This is a genomic window from Anaeromyxobacter sp. SG66, assembly GCF_022690805.1.
Lineage (GTDB): Bacteria > Myxococcota > Myxococcia > Myxococcales > Anaeromyxobacteraceae > Anaeromyxobacter > Anaeromyxobacter soli.
The window spans coordinates 117574-133287 of sequence record NZ_JALCZC010000004.1 but is presented as its reverse complement, the minus strand read 5'-3'; the positions used below and the strand labels follow the sequence as shown (position 1 = coordinate 133287).

Here is a 15714-nt window from a genome sequence, read left to right as displayed (position 1 = left end):
CGCCGCAGCTCGGCGGCCTCGTGCAGCGCGTCGCCCCCGGCCGGCACGCCGCGGTAGCGCGCCGCGAACGCCTCCAGCCGCGCGGCGGCCTCGGCGGGCGGCAGCCCCTTCCCCTCGGCGCGCACGCCCTCGAGGTCGCGGCGCGCGAGCGTGTCCGCGTCCTCGACCGACATCTCCTGCCCGTTCACCACCACCCGCTTCGGGCAGGCAGCGAGGGCGAGGAACAGGAAAGCGAGCACCTTCCGGGCGACGAAGCGCATGGGAACCCCGATCTACTGCGGAACCCGCAGGGTGGGAACAGATTCCCCCGGCTCGGCGCACGATCCCGGGCCTGCGGCGGGCGTCCTCGCTCCTTGCGCCTGCGGCGCACTGCCAGGCGCCGCTGGGCGCGGCTCCCGTCGGAGGAGCGCCTAGGCGCGCGTCGCTGCGGGTACCCGCCTCGGCTCCGGGCTCGTGCGCCTTGGAAAGTTACCCCTTCGCGTCGCGCAGGAGATCGCCGACCTTCTGCCAGAAGCTGCGCGCCTGGGGGTGCGTGTCCTCGCCCGAGATCGCGGCGAAGCGCTCGAGCAGCTCGCGCTGCTCCTTGGTGAGGTGGGTCGGGGTCTCGACGAGGAGCCGCACGTGCTCGTCGCCGCGCCCGCCGCCGGACAGGGCGGGGATCCCCTTCCCCTTCAGGCGGAACACCTTCCCGCTCTGCGTGCCGGCCGGGACCTTGAGCTTCGCCGGCCCGTCGAGGGTGGGGACGTCGATGGTCGCGCCGAGCGCCGCCTGCGTGAAGGAGATCGGCATCTCGCAGAGGACCTCGGTGTCCTCGCGCGAGAAGATCGGGTGATCGCGCACCTGCAGCACGACGTAGAGATCGCCGGGGCTGCCGCCCGCGACCGGCGCGGGCTCGCCCTCGCCGGAGAGCTTGAGGCGCGTGCCGGTGTCCACGCCCGGCGGGACCTTCACCTCGACGGTCGCCTCCTCGCGCAGCGCGCCCTGCCCGGCGCAGGCCGGGCACTTGTCGACGATGACGCGGCCCGAGCCCTGGCAGTGGTGGCAGGTGCGGGCGATAGAGAAGAAGCCCTGGGTGAGGCGGATCTCGCCGGCGCCGCCGCAGGTCGGGCAGGTCTTCGGGCCGGTGCCCGGCTTCGCGCCGGAGCCGTGGCAGGTCTCGCACGCCTTCGGGCGCGGGATGGTGATGCGGGCGACCGTGCCGAACGCCGCCTCCTCGAAGCCGATCTCGAGGTGGTAGCGGAGGTCCGAGCCCCGGGTGCGCTGGCGCTGCCGCCGCCCGCCCGCGCCCCCGCCGAACATCTCCCCGAAGATGTCGCCGAAGATGTCGTTGATGCTGGCGCCGCCGCCGAAGGGGAACCCCTCCGCGCCGGGCATGCCGCCGTTCGTGTGCCCGAACCGGTCGTAGCGGGCCCGCTTGTCGGGATCCGAGAGGACCGAGTAGGCCTCGGACGCCTCCTTGAACTGCTCCTCGGCGTGCTTGTCGCCCGGGTTCTTGTCCGGGTGGAGCTTGTGGGCGAGCCTCCGGTACGCGGTCTTGATCGCCTGCTCGTCCGCGGCGCGCTCGACGCCGAGGACATCGTAGTAGTCTCGCTTATCCACGTGTTTTCGCGCCCTTCCGCAGCGGACCACCCGCGCCGGCGGCAATATAACGCACGCGGCGGGGCTGACAATTCGGCCCGGCCGATCTCGCCCGCCGGCGCGCTACGGGGCGCGCCGCCTCGCGTCCCGGGGGCTCCGGGCGACGCTCGGCGGAGCGGCTAGCTGCCGCCCCCCTGCTGCGCGTAGATCGCGTCCGCGATGCGGTAGGCGCTGCCCTCGAGCCGGCCGAGCGCCTCCTTCACGGCGGCGGCGTCGCCGCCCTCGAGCGTCGCCTTGAGCGCGTCGAGGTCGGCGCGGATCTCGGCGAGGTCGCCCTCGGCGAGGGCGCTCGCGTACTCCTCGAGGCTCTTCTCGGTCGTGTAGATGAGCCCCTCGGCGTTGTTCTTTAGGTCCGCGAGCTCCTTCTTCACCACGTCGTCCGCGCGGTTCGCCTCGGCGTCGCGGATCATCCGCTGGATCTCCTCCTCGCTGAGGCCGGAGGAGCCGGTGATGCGGATCTGCTGCTGCTTGCCGGTGCCGAGGTCCTTCGCCGATACGTGCACGATCCCGTTCGCGTCGATGTCGAAGGTGACCTCGATCTGCGGCACGCCGCGGGGCGCGGGCGGGATGCCCACGAGCTCGAAGCGCGCGAGGGTCTTGTCGTCGGCGGCCATGCCGCGCTCGCCCTGCAGCACGTGGACGGAGACGAGGGGCTGGTTGTCGACCGCGGTGGAGAACACCTGCGACTTCTTGCAGGGGACGGTGGTGTTCTTGTCGATGATCTTCGTGAACACGCCGCCGGCGGTCTCGACGCCGAGCGAGAGGGGCGTCACGTCGAGGAGGAGGACGTCCTTCACCTCGCCCTTGAGGACGCCGCCCTGGATGGCCGCCCCGACCGCGACGACCTCGTCCGGGTTCACGCCCTTGTGCGGCTCCTTGCCGAAGAAGCGCTTCACGACCTCCTGCACCTTCGGCATGCGGGTCATGCCGCCGACCAGGATGACCGTGTCGATCTGCTGGACGGTGACGCCCGCGTCCTTGAGGGCGGTGCGGCACGGCTCGAGCGTCCGCTCGATGAGATCGCCGCACAGCTCCTCGAGCGTGGCGCGGTCGAGGGTCTCGGCGAGGTGCTTCGGGCCGCTCGCGTCGGCGGTGATGAACGGGAGGTTCACCTCCGTCTCGGTCGCGCTCGAGAGCTCGTGCTTCGCCCGCTCCGCGGCCTCCTTGAGGCGCTGCAGCGCCATGCGGTCGCGCGTGAGGTCGATGCCGGTCTGCTCGCGGAAGCGCCGCGAGAGCCAGTCGATGAGCCGCTGGTCGAAGTCCTCGCCGCCGAGGAAGGTGTCGCCGTTCGTCGCCTTCACCTCGAAAACGCCGAGGTTGAGCTCGAGGACGGTGATGTCGAAGGTGCCGCCGCCGAGGTCGTACACCGCCACCCGCTCGGTGGCGCCCGCCTTCTGCTTGTCGATGCCGTAGGCGAGGGCGGCGGCGGTGGGCTCGTTGATGATGCGGAGCACGTCGAGGCCCGCGATGCGGCCGCCGTCCTTCGTGGCCTGGCGCTGGGCGTCGTTGAAGTAGGCCGGGCAGGTGACGATCGCCTCGGTGACCGCCTCGCCGAGGTAGTCCTCCGCGGTCTGCTTCATCTTCGCGAGCACCATCGCGGAGATCTCGGCGGGCGAGAAGGACCTGCCGCTCGCCTCCACCCAGGCGTCGCCGTTGCCGGCCGCCACGATCCGGTACGGCACGAGCCCCGCCGAGCGCGCCACCTCGGGATCCTGGAACTTGCGGCCGATGAGCCGCTTCACGACGTACACCGTCGACTCGGGGTTGGTGATGGCCTGCCGCTTCGCGATCTGGCCGACGAGCCGCTCGCCGCCCTCCGTGAACGCGACCATCGACGGCGTCGTGCGCGAGCCCTCGCTGTTCGGGATGACGACGGCGTCGCCGCCCTCCATCACCGCGACGCAGGAGTTCGTCGTGCCGAGGTCGATGCCGATCACCTTCCCCATCGATCGATCACCCTTCCTTCGGACCCGCGGCCGGGGGCGGCGCGGCGATCGCCACGCCCACCATGGCCGGCCGGACGAGCCGGTCGTGGAGCTTGAAGCCGCGCGCGTGCTCGAGGACCACCGTCCCCGGCGGCGAGGCGTCGGTGGGCACCTGCAGCAGCGCCTCGTGCACGGCCGGATCGAAGCGCTCGCCCATGGCGCTGAAGGCGCTCACGCCGTGCCTCGCGAGCGCCTGCTCGAAGCTGGTCCGCACGAGCCGCACGCCCTTGGCGAGCGCGTCGTCCTCCGTCGCCGCGGCGAGCGCGCGGTCGAGCCCGTCGAGCACGGGCAGCACGTCCTTCACCACCCGCTCGATCCCGAAGCGCTGCACCTCGTCGCGCTCCCGCGCCGCGCGCTTCTTGTAGTTCTCGAGGTCGGCGGCGGCGCGGAGCAGCTTCTCGTGCTCGGCCCGGAGCTTGTCGAGCACCTCCCGTCCCTTCGCCTGGGAGAGCTCGAGCTCGGCCCGGAGCCGCTCGACCTCGCCCGGCTCGGCGGCGGCGCCCTCCACCTCGAGCGGCGCCGCCTCGGCCTGGGGCTCGCCGCCCGAGATCCGCTCGACGGAGCGGAGCGCCTCCTCGACCGCGTCGAGGGGGATGTCCGCCCGGAAGGCACCTTTGTCGTGGGTGTCGGCCATCGCTCGCGATCGGGGGTTCGAAGGGGCGAGCGACGCCGCGGCACGCCTCGCGCCGCGCGCGCGCGCTCGCGGCCATCATGGCACGGGCCCGACGGGCGGAACAAGGATCGCGCGGCGACGGAGCGCGCCCGGCCCGCGGCCCGTGTACGCCGCTCCCGCTACCCGTCCGACAGGGCCGCGAGGGCGCGCGAGATGTGGCGCGCGGTGAGATCCACGAGCGGTATGACGCGCGCGTAGTTCATGCGCGTGGGGCCCACCACCGCGAGCGTGCCGAGCACGTGATCGCCGCGCCCGTACGGCGCCGCGATGACCGAGACGTCCGGCACCGCCGCGAACTCGCTCTCCGCGCCGATGAAGATCTGCACCTCCTGCGAGGTGAGCACGCGGTCGAGCACCCGCAGGATGCGATCCTTCTCGGCGAACGCCTTGAGCAGCGCCCGCGCCTTGCGCACGTTCGCGAACTCCGGCGCGTCGAGGAAGCTCTCCTCGCCGTCGACGAGCACCCGCTCCTCGTTCGGCGCGAAGGACTGCTCGGCGAGCGAGAGCGCCTTCTGGAGGAGGTCGTGCAGCGCGCTCTGGTCGGCGCGCATGTCGGAGAGGATCTGCTCGCGCACCGCCGGGAGCGTCTCCGCCGCGGCCGCGAGCGCCTGGATCTTCTCGTTCAGGTAGTGCGCGGCGCGCTCGAGGTCCGCCGCGGCCATGGGGAACTCGAGCTGCACGAGCTTGTTCGTGACGATCCCCGCCTCCGAGACGAACACGGCGAGGACCCGGTTCTCGCGCAGCCGCACGAACTCCACCTGGCGGACGGGATCGACCCGGGGCCGCGGCGTCGTGACCACGCCGGCGTGGTGCGAGAGCGAGTGGAGCAGGTCGGCGGTGCTCTCGAGGAGCTGGCCCACGTCGTTCGCGGCGTGGGCGAGCCGCTCGATGCGGTCGCGGTCCTGCGCCGAGGGCGGGCGCATCTTGAGGAGCGAGTCGACGTAGAGCCGGTAGCCCCGCTCGGTGGGGATCCGCCCGGAGGAGGCGTGCGGCTTCTCGAGGAAGCCGAGCTCCTCGAGATCGCCCATCACCGACCGCACCGTGGCGGGAGAGCAGTCGAGCTCGTGGCGTGCGAGGAGCGGCTGGCTCGCGACCGGCTCGCCGGTCTGGATGTAGTCCTGGACCAGCGCGCGGAGGATCTCGCGCTCGCGTTTGTCCAGCTCGCCTGTGGGCCCCGGCATCGGTCTCCGCCTACTCGCCGGCGAGGTGCCTCTCCGCCGCGGCCGCGAGGGCCGCGAAGCGGCTCCCGGAGAGCTCCCGCCAGCGCGCGCCCGCGAGCGCTCGATCGCCCGACGCCTGGGCGACGAGCCCCTCGAGGTGAACGCGCTCCTCGGGGTAGACGTAAGCGAACGCTGCCCGCGCCGCACCCCCGTCGTCGAGCCGCAGGGCCTCGGCGAGGGCCGCGCGCGTGGCCTCCTGCTCGCCGCGTCCGTCGGCGAGCAGCGCGAGCGCGTACCAGGGCTCGGGGCGCGCCGGGTCGATGGCGCGCGCGGTCTCGAGGTAGGCCTCGGCGGCGGAGACGTACCCCTCGGCCGCGTAGAGCTCGCCGAGGTTCACGAGCGCCGCCTGCTGCTCCCGGGGCCTGCCGCTCGCGACCACCTCGTCGAGCAGCCGGCGCGCCGCGTCGGCGTGCCCCTCGAGCAGGTAGCTCACCGCGAGGTCGTTGAGCGCGGCCAGGCGATCGGGATCCTGGGCGAGCGACGCCTCGAAGGACGCGCGGGCACCCGCGAGGTCGCCCGCCCGGACGCGCTCAGAGCCGGCGCCCGGCGGGCTCGCGAGCGTGGCGAGCATGGGCGCCGCGTCCTCGCGAGCGGCCGGGCGAGGCTCCGCCCCGCCGCACGCAGCGAGGGCGAGCGACGCGAGGGCCGCAGCGATGGAGGAGCGGGAGATCGGTGGCCGCACGGGTGCCTCTAAGGCGTTCCAGGGCTGGTCCGAGTGTAGCGGTGCCCCAGAGGCCGATCAAGGAAGCAGGTGGCGCAGCGGGCGCGGCGGGATGGGGGGAGTTAGGATCAGGGCGAGGCGTCGGGCACGGCGAGGATCGGCGTGAACGCTCCCCCGAAGTCGCGAACGCTCCCCACGGGGGCGAGCGACTGCGGCGGCGCGAGCACGGCGAAGGTCGTCCGTTGAGCCCGGCGCCTCTTCTTTTCGACCGCGTCCCGAGCGGGCATGAAACGCGCGCGCCCCCAGGCGGCGTCGCAAGTAAGATGCCGCCCCCGAGCCGATCGCCGTGATCACGACGAAGCCTTCCTCAGACGAGACTGCCCCGACCGACGCGCGCGCCCGCGTCCGCCGTGCCCTCGAGACCCACCGGCGCGCCGACGTGGTGGGCGTCGCCGGCGCCGCCCGCGGATACCTCGTGCGGGAGCTCCTCGCGCCGGGCCCCGCGCGGGCGCGCGCGGTCCTCGCGGTCGCACCCGATGAGGAGGACGCGGACGGGCTCGCGCGCGACCTCGCCTTCTTCCTCGGGCGGGACGCCGTCGTGCGCGTCCCGTCCGACGCGGTGCTGCCCTACGACGACCTGTCGCCGGACCGCGGCGTGGAGATGGAGCGGCTCTCCGCGCTCGCGAAGCTCCATGTCGCCCCGGATGCCGTGAAGGCGGTGGTGGTCTCGGCGCGCGCGCTCGCGCGCCGCATGGTGCCGCGCCGCGTGTTCGAGGCGGGGGCGGACCTCCTCGGCAAGGGCGTCTCGATCGAGCGCGAGGCGCTCGCCGCGAAGCTCGTGCTGCTCGGCTTCACCCGCACGCCCCTCGTCGAGGACCCCGGCACGTTCGCCGTCCGCGGCGGCATCGTCGACCTGTGGAGCCCGGCCGACGCGGCGCCCGTGCGGCTCGAGTTCTTCGGCGACGAGATCGAGAGCTGCCGCGCCTTCGACCCGCAGACCCAGCGCAGCGAGGGCGACGTGGCGGAGGTGCTCCTCTCCCCGGCGCGCGAGGCGCTCTTCTCCGACGAGGGGAAGGAGGCGGCCAAGGCGGCGGTGCGCGAGGCGGCCGAGCGCGTGAACCGCCCCACCTCGCGCGTGCGCGAGGTGCTCGACGCGATCGACGCCGGCACCCCGTTCTTCGGCATGGAGGCGCTCCTCCCCGGCTTCCACCCCGGGGGGCTCGGCACGCTCCTCGACTACCTGCCCCCGGGCACCCTCGCCTACGTGGACGACGCGGGCGGCGTGGAGGAGGCGCTCCAGGAGCTCGACCTGGAGCTCGCCCGCGAGCACGAGGCCGCGCTGCGCCGCGAGGAGCTGGCCCTCCCGCCACAGGCGCACTTCCTCCCCGCAGCCGAGGCGCTCGCCGCGCTCGCGGCGCGGCCGGTGGTGCGCCGCCACGGGGTGTGGCTCGGGACGGCGGAGCCCGTCCGCTTCTCGCTCTCGGACACGCACGCCATCCGCGGGGAAATCGAGGCCGCCCACGGCGACGAGGGCGCGCTCGCCCCGCTCACCCGCCGCCTCGACGAGTGGCGCCGGCGGGGCATCGCGGCCGTGGTCGCCTGCGGCTCGCCCTCCACCGCGGACCGGCTCCGCCGGCTCCTCGAGGATCGGCGCCAGGCGCTGCGCGCGCACGAGGGCCCTCCCGGCGATCCGCGCGCGATCTTCGACCCCGCCATCCACGCCCACGTCTTCCAGGGCGAGATCTCGCAGGGCTTCGTGGACGGCGAGGCGGGGCTCGCGGTCGTCGCGGACGAGGAGATCTTCGGCCGGCGGGTGCGCAAGAAGGCGCGGCGCACCAAGGAGGAGAACGCCTTCGCGGCGGCCTTCCGCGAGCTCAACGACGGCGACCTCGTCGTCCACGTCGAGCACGGCATCGCCCGCTACCTCGGCCTCACCAAGATGCAGATCCGCGGGGTGGAGGGCGACTTCCTCGTCCTCGCCTACGACGGCGCCGACCGGCTCTACCTGCCGGTCGCGAAGCTGCGCCAGGTGCAGAAGTTCACCGGCGCCTCGCCGGAGTCGGTCCGGCTCGACCGGCTCGGCGGGCAGTCCTTCGCGCTCCGCAAGGCGCGGGTGAAGGAGCAGCTCCTCAAGATGGCGGCGGAGCTGCTCGACATCTACGCCGCCCGCGCGGCGCACCCGGGCTTCCAGTTCGCCGAGCCGGACGGCGTCTTCCGCGAGTTCGAGGCGGAGTTCCCCTGGGAGGAGACGCCCGACCAGGCGAAGGCCATCGCGGACGTGGTGCGCGACATGCGCAAGCAGCGCAGCGGCGAAGCGGCCTCGGCGCCGATGGACCGCCTTGTGTGCGGCGACGTCGGCTACGGCAAGACCGAGGTGGCGATGCGCGCCGCCATGCTCGCGGTGCTCTCGAAGAAGCAGGTGGCGGTGCTCGTCCCGACCACCGTGCTCGCCTCGCAGCACGAGCGGACCTTCCGGGAGCGCTTCAAGGGCTACCCGGTGCGCATCGAGGCGGTCTCCCGGATGAAGACCTCCGAGGAGGTGAAGCGGATCCTGAAGGACGCCGCCCAGGGGAAGGTCGACATCGTCGTCGGCACCCACCGGCTCCTCGCCGCGGACGTCTCCTTCAAGGAGCTCGGCCTCGTGGTGGTGGACGAGGAGCAGCGCTTCGGCGTCGCGCACAAGGAGCGCCTGAAGAAGCTCCGCAAGCTCGTGGACGTCTTGACGCTCACCGCGACGCCCATCCCGCGCACGCTGCACATGAGCCTCGCCGGCGTGCGGGACCTCTCCATCATCGCCACGCCGCCGGAGGATCGGCGCGCCATCCGCACCTTCGTCATGAAGTTCGACCCGCAGGTGGTCAAGGAGGCGATCGAGACCGAGCTGAAGCGCGGCGGGCAGGTGTACTTCGTCCACAACCGCGTCCGCTCGATCGCGGCGATGCAGAAGTTCCTCGCCGAGATCGCGCCCGAGGCGCGGGTGGGCGTCGCCCACGGGCAGATGGGCGAGGGCAAGCTCGAGGAGGTGATGAGCCGCTTCGTCCGCAAGGAGCTCGACGTGCTCCTCGCGACGTCGATCATCGAGAGCGGCCTCGACATCCCGAGCGCGAACACCATCATCGTGAACCGCGCCGACCACTTCGGCCTCGCGCAGCTCTACCAGATCCGCGGCCGCGTCGGCCGCAGCCGCGAGCGCGCCTACGCGTACCTGCTCGTGCCCGCGCGGCGCCCCGTGACGAAGGACGCCCAGAAGCGGCTCGAGGTCCTGCAGCGCTTCAGCGAGCTCGGCGCCGGCTTCAAGATCGCGAGCCACGACCTCGAGATCCGCGGGGCGGGGAACCTGCTCGGCAAGGACCAGTCCGGCCAGATCGAGGCGGTCGGCTTCGAGCTCTACTCCGAGCTCCTCGACGAGGCCGTGCGCGAGCTCAAGGGCGAGCCGCCGCGCGAGGACATCGATCCCGACGTGCAGCTCCCGGTCCCGGCCTTCATCCCCGACCCGTACATGCCGGACGTCCACCAGCGGCTCTACTTCTACAAGCGGCTGGCCCAGGCGACGACCGACGAGGAGCTCGACGAGGTGCGGGCGGAGATCATCGACCGCTGCGGCGATCCGCCGGAGGAGCTCGACGCGCTCTGCGACGTGATGGCGGTGAAGGTGCGGCTGCGCGCGCTGCGCATCCGCGCCATCGAGGCCGGCCCCGGCCGGCTCGTCCTCACCCTCGGCGAGACGGCCGCGCTCGACCCGTTCCTGCTCGCGAAGCACGTGGCGGCCTCGGGCGGCGCGCTGCGCCTCACCCCGGACATGAAGCTCGTCTCGGCGCTCCCCGGCGCGAAGCCTCCGCCGGCGAAGGCCCCGCCCGGCAAGCCTGCCAGGATCGTGAAGGGCAAGGCGGCCCCGCGCCCTGCGCCGGTGGCCGTCCGGACGGCGGCGGTCGGGCTCGTGCCGTCGCCGGCCATGGAGCTCTCGACCGGGCGCGAGCTGCTCGGCGCCGCCCGCCAGCTCCTCGCCGGCCTCGCCCGCTGCGCGCGGCCCGAGTGAACCGGCCGCGGCGCCTGGCCGCGCTTCGCGTCGGATCGCGCCCCTCGAGCGGGCGCCGGGACAGGGCTTTGGGAGCCGGGGGCGCGACCTGGCGCGCGAGGGACGGCGGGCCACCCGACGGGGGGACCTCGTCCTTGATCCCCCCCTCGTTCCGTGCTCTTTTCAGCCGCTCCAAGCCAGCGCCCGAACCCCCGGCGGGGAAGAACGGGGCGTGGTCCTGCGTTGGCTGACCGGCCTTTACCGCACGTCTTCCCGAAGGAGCACCCGCATGCTGCGCCGTTCCCTCGTCATCGGCCTCTGCGCGCTCGCCGCCGCCTGCCAGTCGCCGAAGGACAAGAAGTCGGGCCCCGTGATCGCGAAGGGCAACGGGGTCACCATCACCGCCGACGAGTTCAAGGCCCGCCTCGACGAGCAGTCGCCGTTCATCCGCGCGCGCTACTCGACGCTCGAGCGGAAGAAGGAGTTCCTCGACAACCTCATCCGCTTCGAGGTGCTCGCGCGTGAGGCCGAGAAGCAGGGCCTCGCGACGGATCCCGACGTGCAGCTGACCCTGAAGAAGATCATGGTCCAGAAGCTCGTCCAGAAGAACTTCCAGGACCTCGAGCGCGCGAAGGAGGTCCCCGAGCCCGAGCTCCAGAAGTACTACGACGAGCACAAGACGGACTACTTCCGCCCGAAGCGCGTGCGCGTCGCCGCGGTGGTGTTCGAGGCGCCGGCCGGCTCGCCCGAGCGCGCGAAGAAGCTCGCCGCCGCGAAGGCCGCGCTCGCCAAGATCAAGGCCGACGAGCAGAAGAACCCGCTCGCCTTCACGCAGGCGGTCTCGCAGTACTCCGAGGACGCCGCCACGAAGAACGCCGGCGGCGACCTGCAGTACAAGTCGCACGAGGAGCTCACGGCGGCCTACTCGAAGGAGCTCGCCGACGCCGCCTTCGCGCTCTCCGCCGGGCAGACCTCCGGCGTCGTCGAGACGCCGAAGGGCTTCTACCTCCTCAAGCTCACCGCCCAGCAGGAGGAGCTGAACCGCTCCTTCGACCAGGTGAAGGCGCAGATCCAGAACAAGCTCTACCGCGAGAAGAAGACGAAGGAGTTCGACGAGTGGCTGAAGCGCCTCAAGGACGAGGCGAAGATCTCCGTCGACGAGAAGGCCCTCGAGGCGGTGGAGGTCAGCGCCGCCGCGCCGGGCGCCATGCCCGGGATGCCCGGCACCGGGATGACGGGGGTCATGCCCCACGGCCCGATGCCGAGCGCGACCCCCGCCCCGCCGGCGAAGTAGGCGTGCGCGCGAGGCTCCTCATCCCGCTCGCGGTCCTCGGCGTGCTCGCCGGGGGCTGCGGCCGGTGCGGCGGCGGGAAGAAGGACGCGCCGCCCGCGCCGCGCGCCGTGGCGCTCGTGAACGGCGAGCCCATCGGCGCCGACGTCCTCGCGCGCGAGCTGCGCGAGACGCGCGCCGGCGAGGCCCAGGCCGACGGCGGGGGCGACACGCTCCGCCGCGGCCTCCTCGACGAGCTCGTGGATCGGGCGCTCCTCCTCCAGGAGGCGCGCGCCCGGTCCATCGTGGTGGGCCAGGACCAGGTCGAGCGCGCGTTCCTGCGGGTGCGCGCCGAGTACCCCGGCTCGAACTTCGACGACCTCCTCGCCCAGCAGCGCCTCGGCCAGGCGGACCTCAAGGGGCGGCTCAAGGACCAGCTCACCATCGAGCGGCTCTTCGAGGAGCAGGTGTTCCCGCAGGTGCAGGTCGCCGACGGGGAGATCCAGCGCTACTACGCGGACCACGCGGCGGAGTTCGAGGAGCCGGAGCGGGTGCACGTGCTCCAGGTCGTGGTGTCGACCAAGGAGGAGGCGCTCGCGATCCGCGACCGCCTCCGCAGGAACCCGCAGACCTTCGCGGAGGTCGCGCGCAAGTCGTCGATCGCCCCGGAGGGCAAGGCCGGCGGCGACCTCGGCTTCATCGGGCGCGGCGCGGGGTTCCCCGAGGTCTTCGACGTCACCTTCTCCCTGCCCCTCAACAAGGTGAGCGACGTCACCCCCTCACCGTACGGCTTCCACGTCTTCAAGGTGATCGACCGGCGCGCCGCGGCCCGGCGCTCGCTCGACCAGGCGCGGCCCGAAATCGCCGAGAAGCTCACCCGCGAGAAGCGCGCGCGGGCCCAGGACGATTATCTCAAGGCCTTGCGCGAGCGCGCCCGCATCGAGATCGACGAGAAGGCCCTCGCCGGAGTGAATCCGTGACCCCTGCCGCCCTCCCCCTGCTCGTCCTCCTCGCCGCCGCCCCTGCCGCCCCCGCGGCTCCTGCGGCGCCCGCGACGCCTCCCACGGCGGCCGCCCCTCACCAGGTCGTCGACCGCGTCGCCGCGCTCGTGAACGGCGAGGTGGTGACGCTCTCCGAGCTCGCCGACCGCGCCGGCCCCGCGCTGCTCAAGGCGGAGCAGCTCAGCCCCGGGCCCGAGCGCGACCAGGCCCAGGCCGCCGCGCTGAAGCGCGCCCTCGACGACGTGATCGCCGAGCGGCTCCTCCAGGCGAAGGCGGCGGAGCTGCAGCTCGAGGCGACCGAGCAGCAGATCGACGAGGCGGTCGCGGACATCAAGAAGCGCAACGACTTCGACGACGCGGCGCTCGAGCGCGCGCTCAAGGAGCAGGGGCTCGACCGGGCCGCCTTCCGCGCCAACGTGAAGCGCGAGTACGACGCCTTCCTCGTCCTCCAGTACGAGGTGCGCTCCAAGGTGAAGGTCTCGGACGACGACCTGCGCAACTACTACCAGTCGCACCCGCAGGAGTTCGGCGGCGAGGACGAGGTGAAGGTCCGCCACATCTTCCTGCCCCTGCCGGACGGCGCCACGAAGGCGCAGCAGGAGAAGGTGCAGGAGCAGATGACCCGCATCCTGCAGCGGCTCAAGACCGGCGAGGACTTCTCGGCGGTGGCGCGCGAGGTGTCGAAGGGCCCCTCCGCCGCCGAGGGCGGCGACCTCGGCTGGCTCCGCCGCGGCACCATCGAGAAGGCCCTCGAGGACGCGGCGTTCGCCCTCAAGCCGGGCGAGCTGTCGCCGCCCGTGCGCGCCGGCCCGGGCCTGCACGTCTTCAAGGTCGAGGAGCGCCGGGCGTCGGGGACGAAGTCGTTCGAGGACGCGAAGGAGGAGATCCGCGCCCACCTCGTCGACCAGCAGGCGGGCACCTACCGCCAGCAGCTCATCGCCGAGCTGCGGCGCGACGCGCTCGTCGAGACCAAGCTGCCCGAGCTGCAGAAGTGAGCGTCCGCGCGCGCCGGCACGCGGTCGCCGTCGCGCCGCGACCCATCGCCTCCTCGCCCCGGGCGCCGCGGCGCCGCGCCGCCGCGAGCGCGCGGCCGGAGCGCGCCCGGCTCCCCGCGCTGCCGCGCATCGCCGTGAGCCTCGGCGACCCCTCGGGCGTGGGCGCCGAGGTGACCGCCAAGGCGCTCGCGGCGCTGCGGGGCGCCCTCGTGCCCTACGTCTTCGGCGACGCGCGCGTGCTCGCCCGCGAGCTCGCCTCGAGCGGACTCCCGCTCGTCGTCCCCGGCGCGCCGCTCCCGCCGGAGGGCGCGCTCGTCACGGTCACCCGGCTCCCCGCGGGCGCGGTGCGCCCCGGCCGCCCCGATCCCCGCGCCGGCGAGGCCCAGCTCGCCGCCCTGGAGGCCGCCTTCGACGCCGTGCGGCGCGGCGACGCCGACGCGCTCACCACCGCCCCGGTGTCGAAGGCCCAGGTCGCCCGCGCGCTGCCCGGCTTCGTGGGCCACACCGAGTGGCTCGAGGCCCGCTGCGGGGTGCGCCGCTCGGTGATGATGCTCGCCGGCGAGAAGCTCAAGATCGCGCTCGTCACGAACCACGTCGCCTTCGCGAAGCTCAGGCGCGCGCTCACCGTCGAGCGCATCGCCGAGACGCTCGTCATCACCCACCGGGCGCTGCGCGAGGACCTGGGCCTCGCGCGCCCGCGCCTCGCCCTCGCCGCGCTCAACCCGCACGCCGGCGAGGAGGGCGCGTTCGGCGACGAGGAGAAGACGCTCCTCCCCGCCGCGCTCGCCCGCGCGGCGAGCGCCGGCGCCCGCGCGCGCGGCCCGTTCCCCGCGGACTCGGTGTTCTTCCGCGCCGCGCTCGGCGAGTTCGACGCGGTGGTCGCCCTCTACCACGACCAGGGGCTCATCCCCGTGAAGCTCCTCGACGCGGTGGGCGGGGACCCGGCGGTGAACGTGACGCTCGGGCTCCCCATCGTGCGCACGAGCCCGGATCACGGGGTCGCCTACGACATCGCCGGCAGCGGGGTGGCGAACCCGGCCTCGATGATCGCCGCGCTCCGCCTCGCCGCGCGCATCGCGGGGGTCAGGGCGCAGGCCCGCCCGACCCGCGGCCGCTGATCACACATTAAACCTGAAGTGCATCACGTCGCCGTCCTGGACGACGTACTCCTTGCCCTCGATGCGCAGCTTGCCCTTCTCGCGCGCGGCGGACTCGCTCTTCAGCTCGAGCAGATCCTCGATGCGGATCACCTCCGCCTTGATGAAGCCCTTCTCGAAGTCGGAGTGGATGACGCCCGCCGCCTGGGGGGCGCGCGAGCCCGCCTTCACGGTCCAGGCGCGGCACTCGTCCTCGCCGGCCGTGAAGTAGGTGATGAGGCCGAGCAGCCGGTAGCCCGCGTGGACGAGCCGGTCGAGCCCGGGCTCCTCCAGCCCGAGCGAGGCGAGGTACTCCTCCCGCTCGCCGGGGGCGAGCGCGGCGAGCTCGGACTCGACCTTGCCGGAGATCTCCACCATGGGCGCGCCCTCGGCGTCGGCGAGCGCCTTCACGGCCAGGATGCTCGGATCGGTCGCCTCCTTGCCGAGCTGCGACTCGTCCACGTTGGCGATGTAGAGCACCGGCTTCGAGGTGAGGAGGAAGAGGTCGGCGAGCAGCGCGCGGTCGTCCTCGGAGAGCTTCTGCGCGCGGACGGGGGTGCCCGCCTCGAGGCCGGCCTTGGCGCGGTCGAGCGCGGCGAGCTCCGCCTTGGCGAGCTCGCCGGGCTTCCCCGGCGCCTTGGCGTTCTTCATGGCCCGCTCGCGCCGCTTCTCGACCGACTCGAGGTCCTTCAGCATGAGCTCGGTCTCGACGACCTCGCGGTCGCCGCGCGGATCGACCTTGCCCGCGACGTGCACGACGTCAGGGTCCTCGAAGCAGCGCAGTACGTGGGCGATCGCGTCGACCTGGCGGATGTTGCCGAGGAACTGGTTGCCGAGCCCCTCGCCCTTGGAGGCGCCGGCCACGAGGCCGGCGATGTCCACGAACTCGAGGGTGGTGGGGGTGGTCTTCTTCGGCTTGAAGAGCGCGGCCAGCCGCTCGAGCCGCCGATCGGGCACCGGCACGACCCCCACGTTCGGCTCGATGGTGCAGAACGGGTAGTTCGCGGCCGCGGCCTGCGCCGCGCCGAGGAGCGCGTTGAAGAGGGTGGACTTCCCCACGTTGGGGAGGCCGACGATGCCGATCGAGAGACCCATGCGACCCTTGAATCTAGCCCGCGGA

11 protein-coding genes and 1 pseudogene are annotated in these 15714 nt (G+C 73.3%); 5 read left to right on the top strand and 7 right to left on the bottom strand.

The features are described 5' to 3' along the window. The 6 genes and pseudogenes from MNZ39_RS02970 to MNZ39_RS02945 all read right to left on the bottom strand — a co-directional run. Positions 1-260 (bottom strand): annotated as a pseudogene (locus MNZ39_RS02970) (penicillin-binding protein activator); the annotation flags it as partial. A gap of 208 nt (positions 261-468) precedes the next feature. After that, positions 469-1599, bottom strand: coding sequence for a molecular chaperone DnaJ (dnaJ, locus tag MNZ39_RS02965; protein ID WP_242334227.1), 1131 nt, complete (start codon positions 1597-1599; stop codon positions 469-471). A gap of 158 nt (positions 1600-1757) precedes the next feature. Continuing rightward, positions 1758-3584 carry a molecular chaperone DnaK gene (dnaK, locus tag MNZ39_RS02960; protein ID WP_242334224.1) on the bottom strand — a complete coding sequence of 609 codons (1827 nt, stop codon included), beginning with the start codon at positions 3582-3584 and terminating at the stop codon, positions 1758-1760. Positions 3585-3591: 7 nt separating this feature from the next. Then, complete coding sequence (locus MNZ39_RS02955; RefSeq protein WP_242334221.1) at positions 3592-4257, bottom strand: nucleotide exchange factor GrpE; 666 nt, start codon at positions 4255-4257, stop codon at positions 3592-3594. 158 nt (positions 4258-4415) lie between these two features. Next, positions 4416-5477: a heat-inducible transcriptional repressor HrcA gene (gene hrcA / locus MNZ39_RS02950; protein ID WP_242334218.1), complete on the bottom strand. Its 1062-nt coding sequence runs from the start codon at positions 5475-5477 to the stop codon at positions 4416-4418. A gap of 10 nt (positions 5478-5487) precedes the next feature. Next, positions 5488-6198, bottom strand: a complete 711-nt coding sequence (locus tag MNZ39_RS02945) for a tetratricopeptide repeat protein (protein WP_242334216.1) — start codon at positions 6196-6198, stop codon at positions 5488-5490. Between the two features lie 325 nt (positions 6199-6523). Between MNZ39_RS02945 and mfd the strand changes: the two genes are divergently transcribed. From mfd to pdxA, 5 genes are all read left to right on the top strand, one after another. After that, positions 6524-10213 (top strand): transcription-repair coupling factor, encoded by a 3690-nt coding sequence (gene mfd / locus MNZ39_RS02940; protein WP_242334213.1) that lies wholly within the window; start codon positions 6524-6526, stop codon positions 10211-10213. A gap of 268 nt (positions 10214-10481) precedes the next feature. Continuing rightward, a complete protein-coding gene (locus tag MNZ39_RS02935) occupies positions 10482-11486 on the top strand; it encodes a peptidyl-prolyl cis-trans isomerase (protein ID WP_242334210.1) in 1005 nt (334 codons plus the stop codon). Between the two features lie 2 nt (positions 11487-11488). Next, positions 11489-12442, top strand: a complete 954-nt coding sequence (locus MNZ39_RS02930; RefSeq protein ID WP_242334207.1) for a peptidyl-prolyl cis-trans isomerase — start codon at positions 11489-11491, stop codon at positions 12440-12442. After that, positions 12439-13458: a peptidylprolyl isomerase gene (locus tag MNZ39_RS02925; protein WP_242334204.1), complete on the top strand. Its 1020-nt coding sequence runs from the start codon at positions 12439-12441 to the stop codon at positions 13456-13458. Before MNZ39_RS02930 ends, MNZ39_RS02925 begins: the two co-directional genes overlap by 4 nt. Further along, entirely contained in the window at positions 13455-14576 is a 1122-nt protein-coding gene (gene pdxA / locus MNZ39_RS02920) for a 4-hydroxythreonine-4-phosphate dehydrogenase PdxA (protein WP_242334201.1), read from the top strand. Before MNZ39_RS02925 ends, pdxA begins: the two co-directional genes overlap by 4 nt. On the opposite strand, the gene ychF is transcribed toward pdxA, so the two are convergent. Next, the gene (ychF, locus tag MNZ39_RS02915; RefSeq protein ID WP_242334198.1) at positions 14577-15689 is read right to left on the bottom strand and encodes a redox-regulated ATPase YchF; all 1113 of its coding nucleotides are present in this window, start codon (positions 15687-15689) and stop codon (positions 14577-14579) included. Positions 15690-15714: the final 25 nt, after the last annotated feature.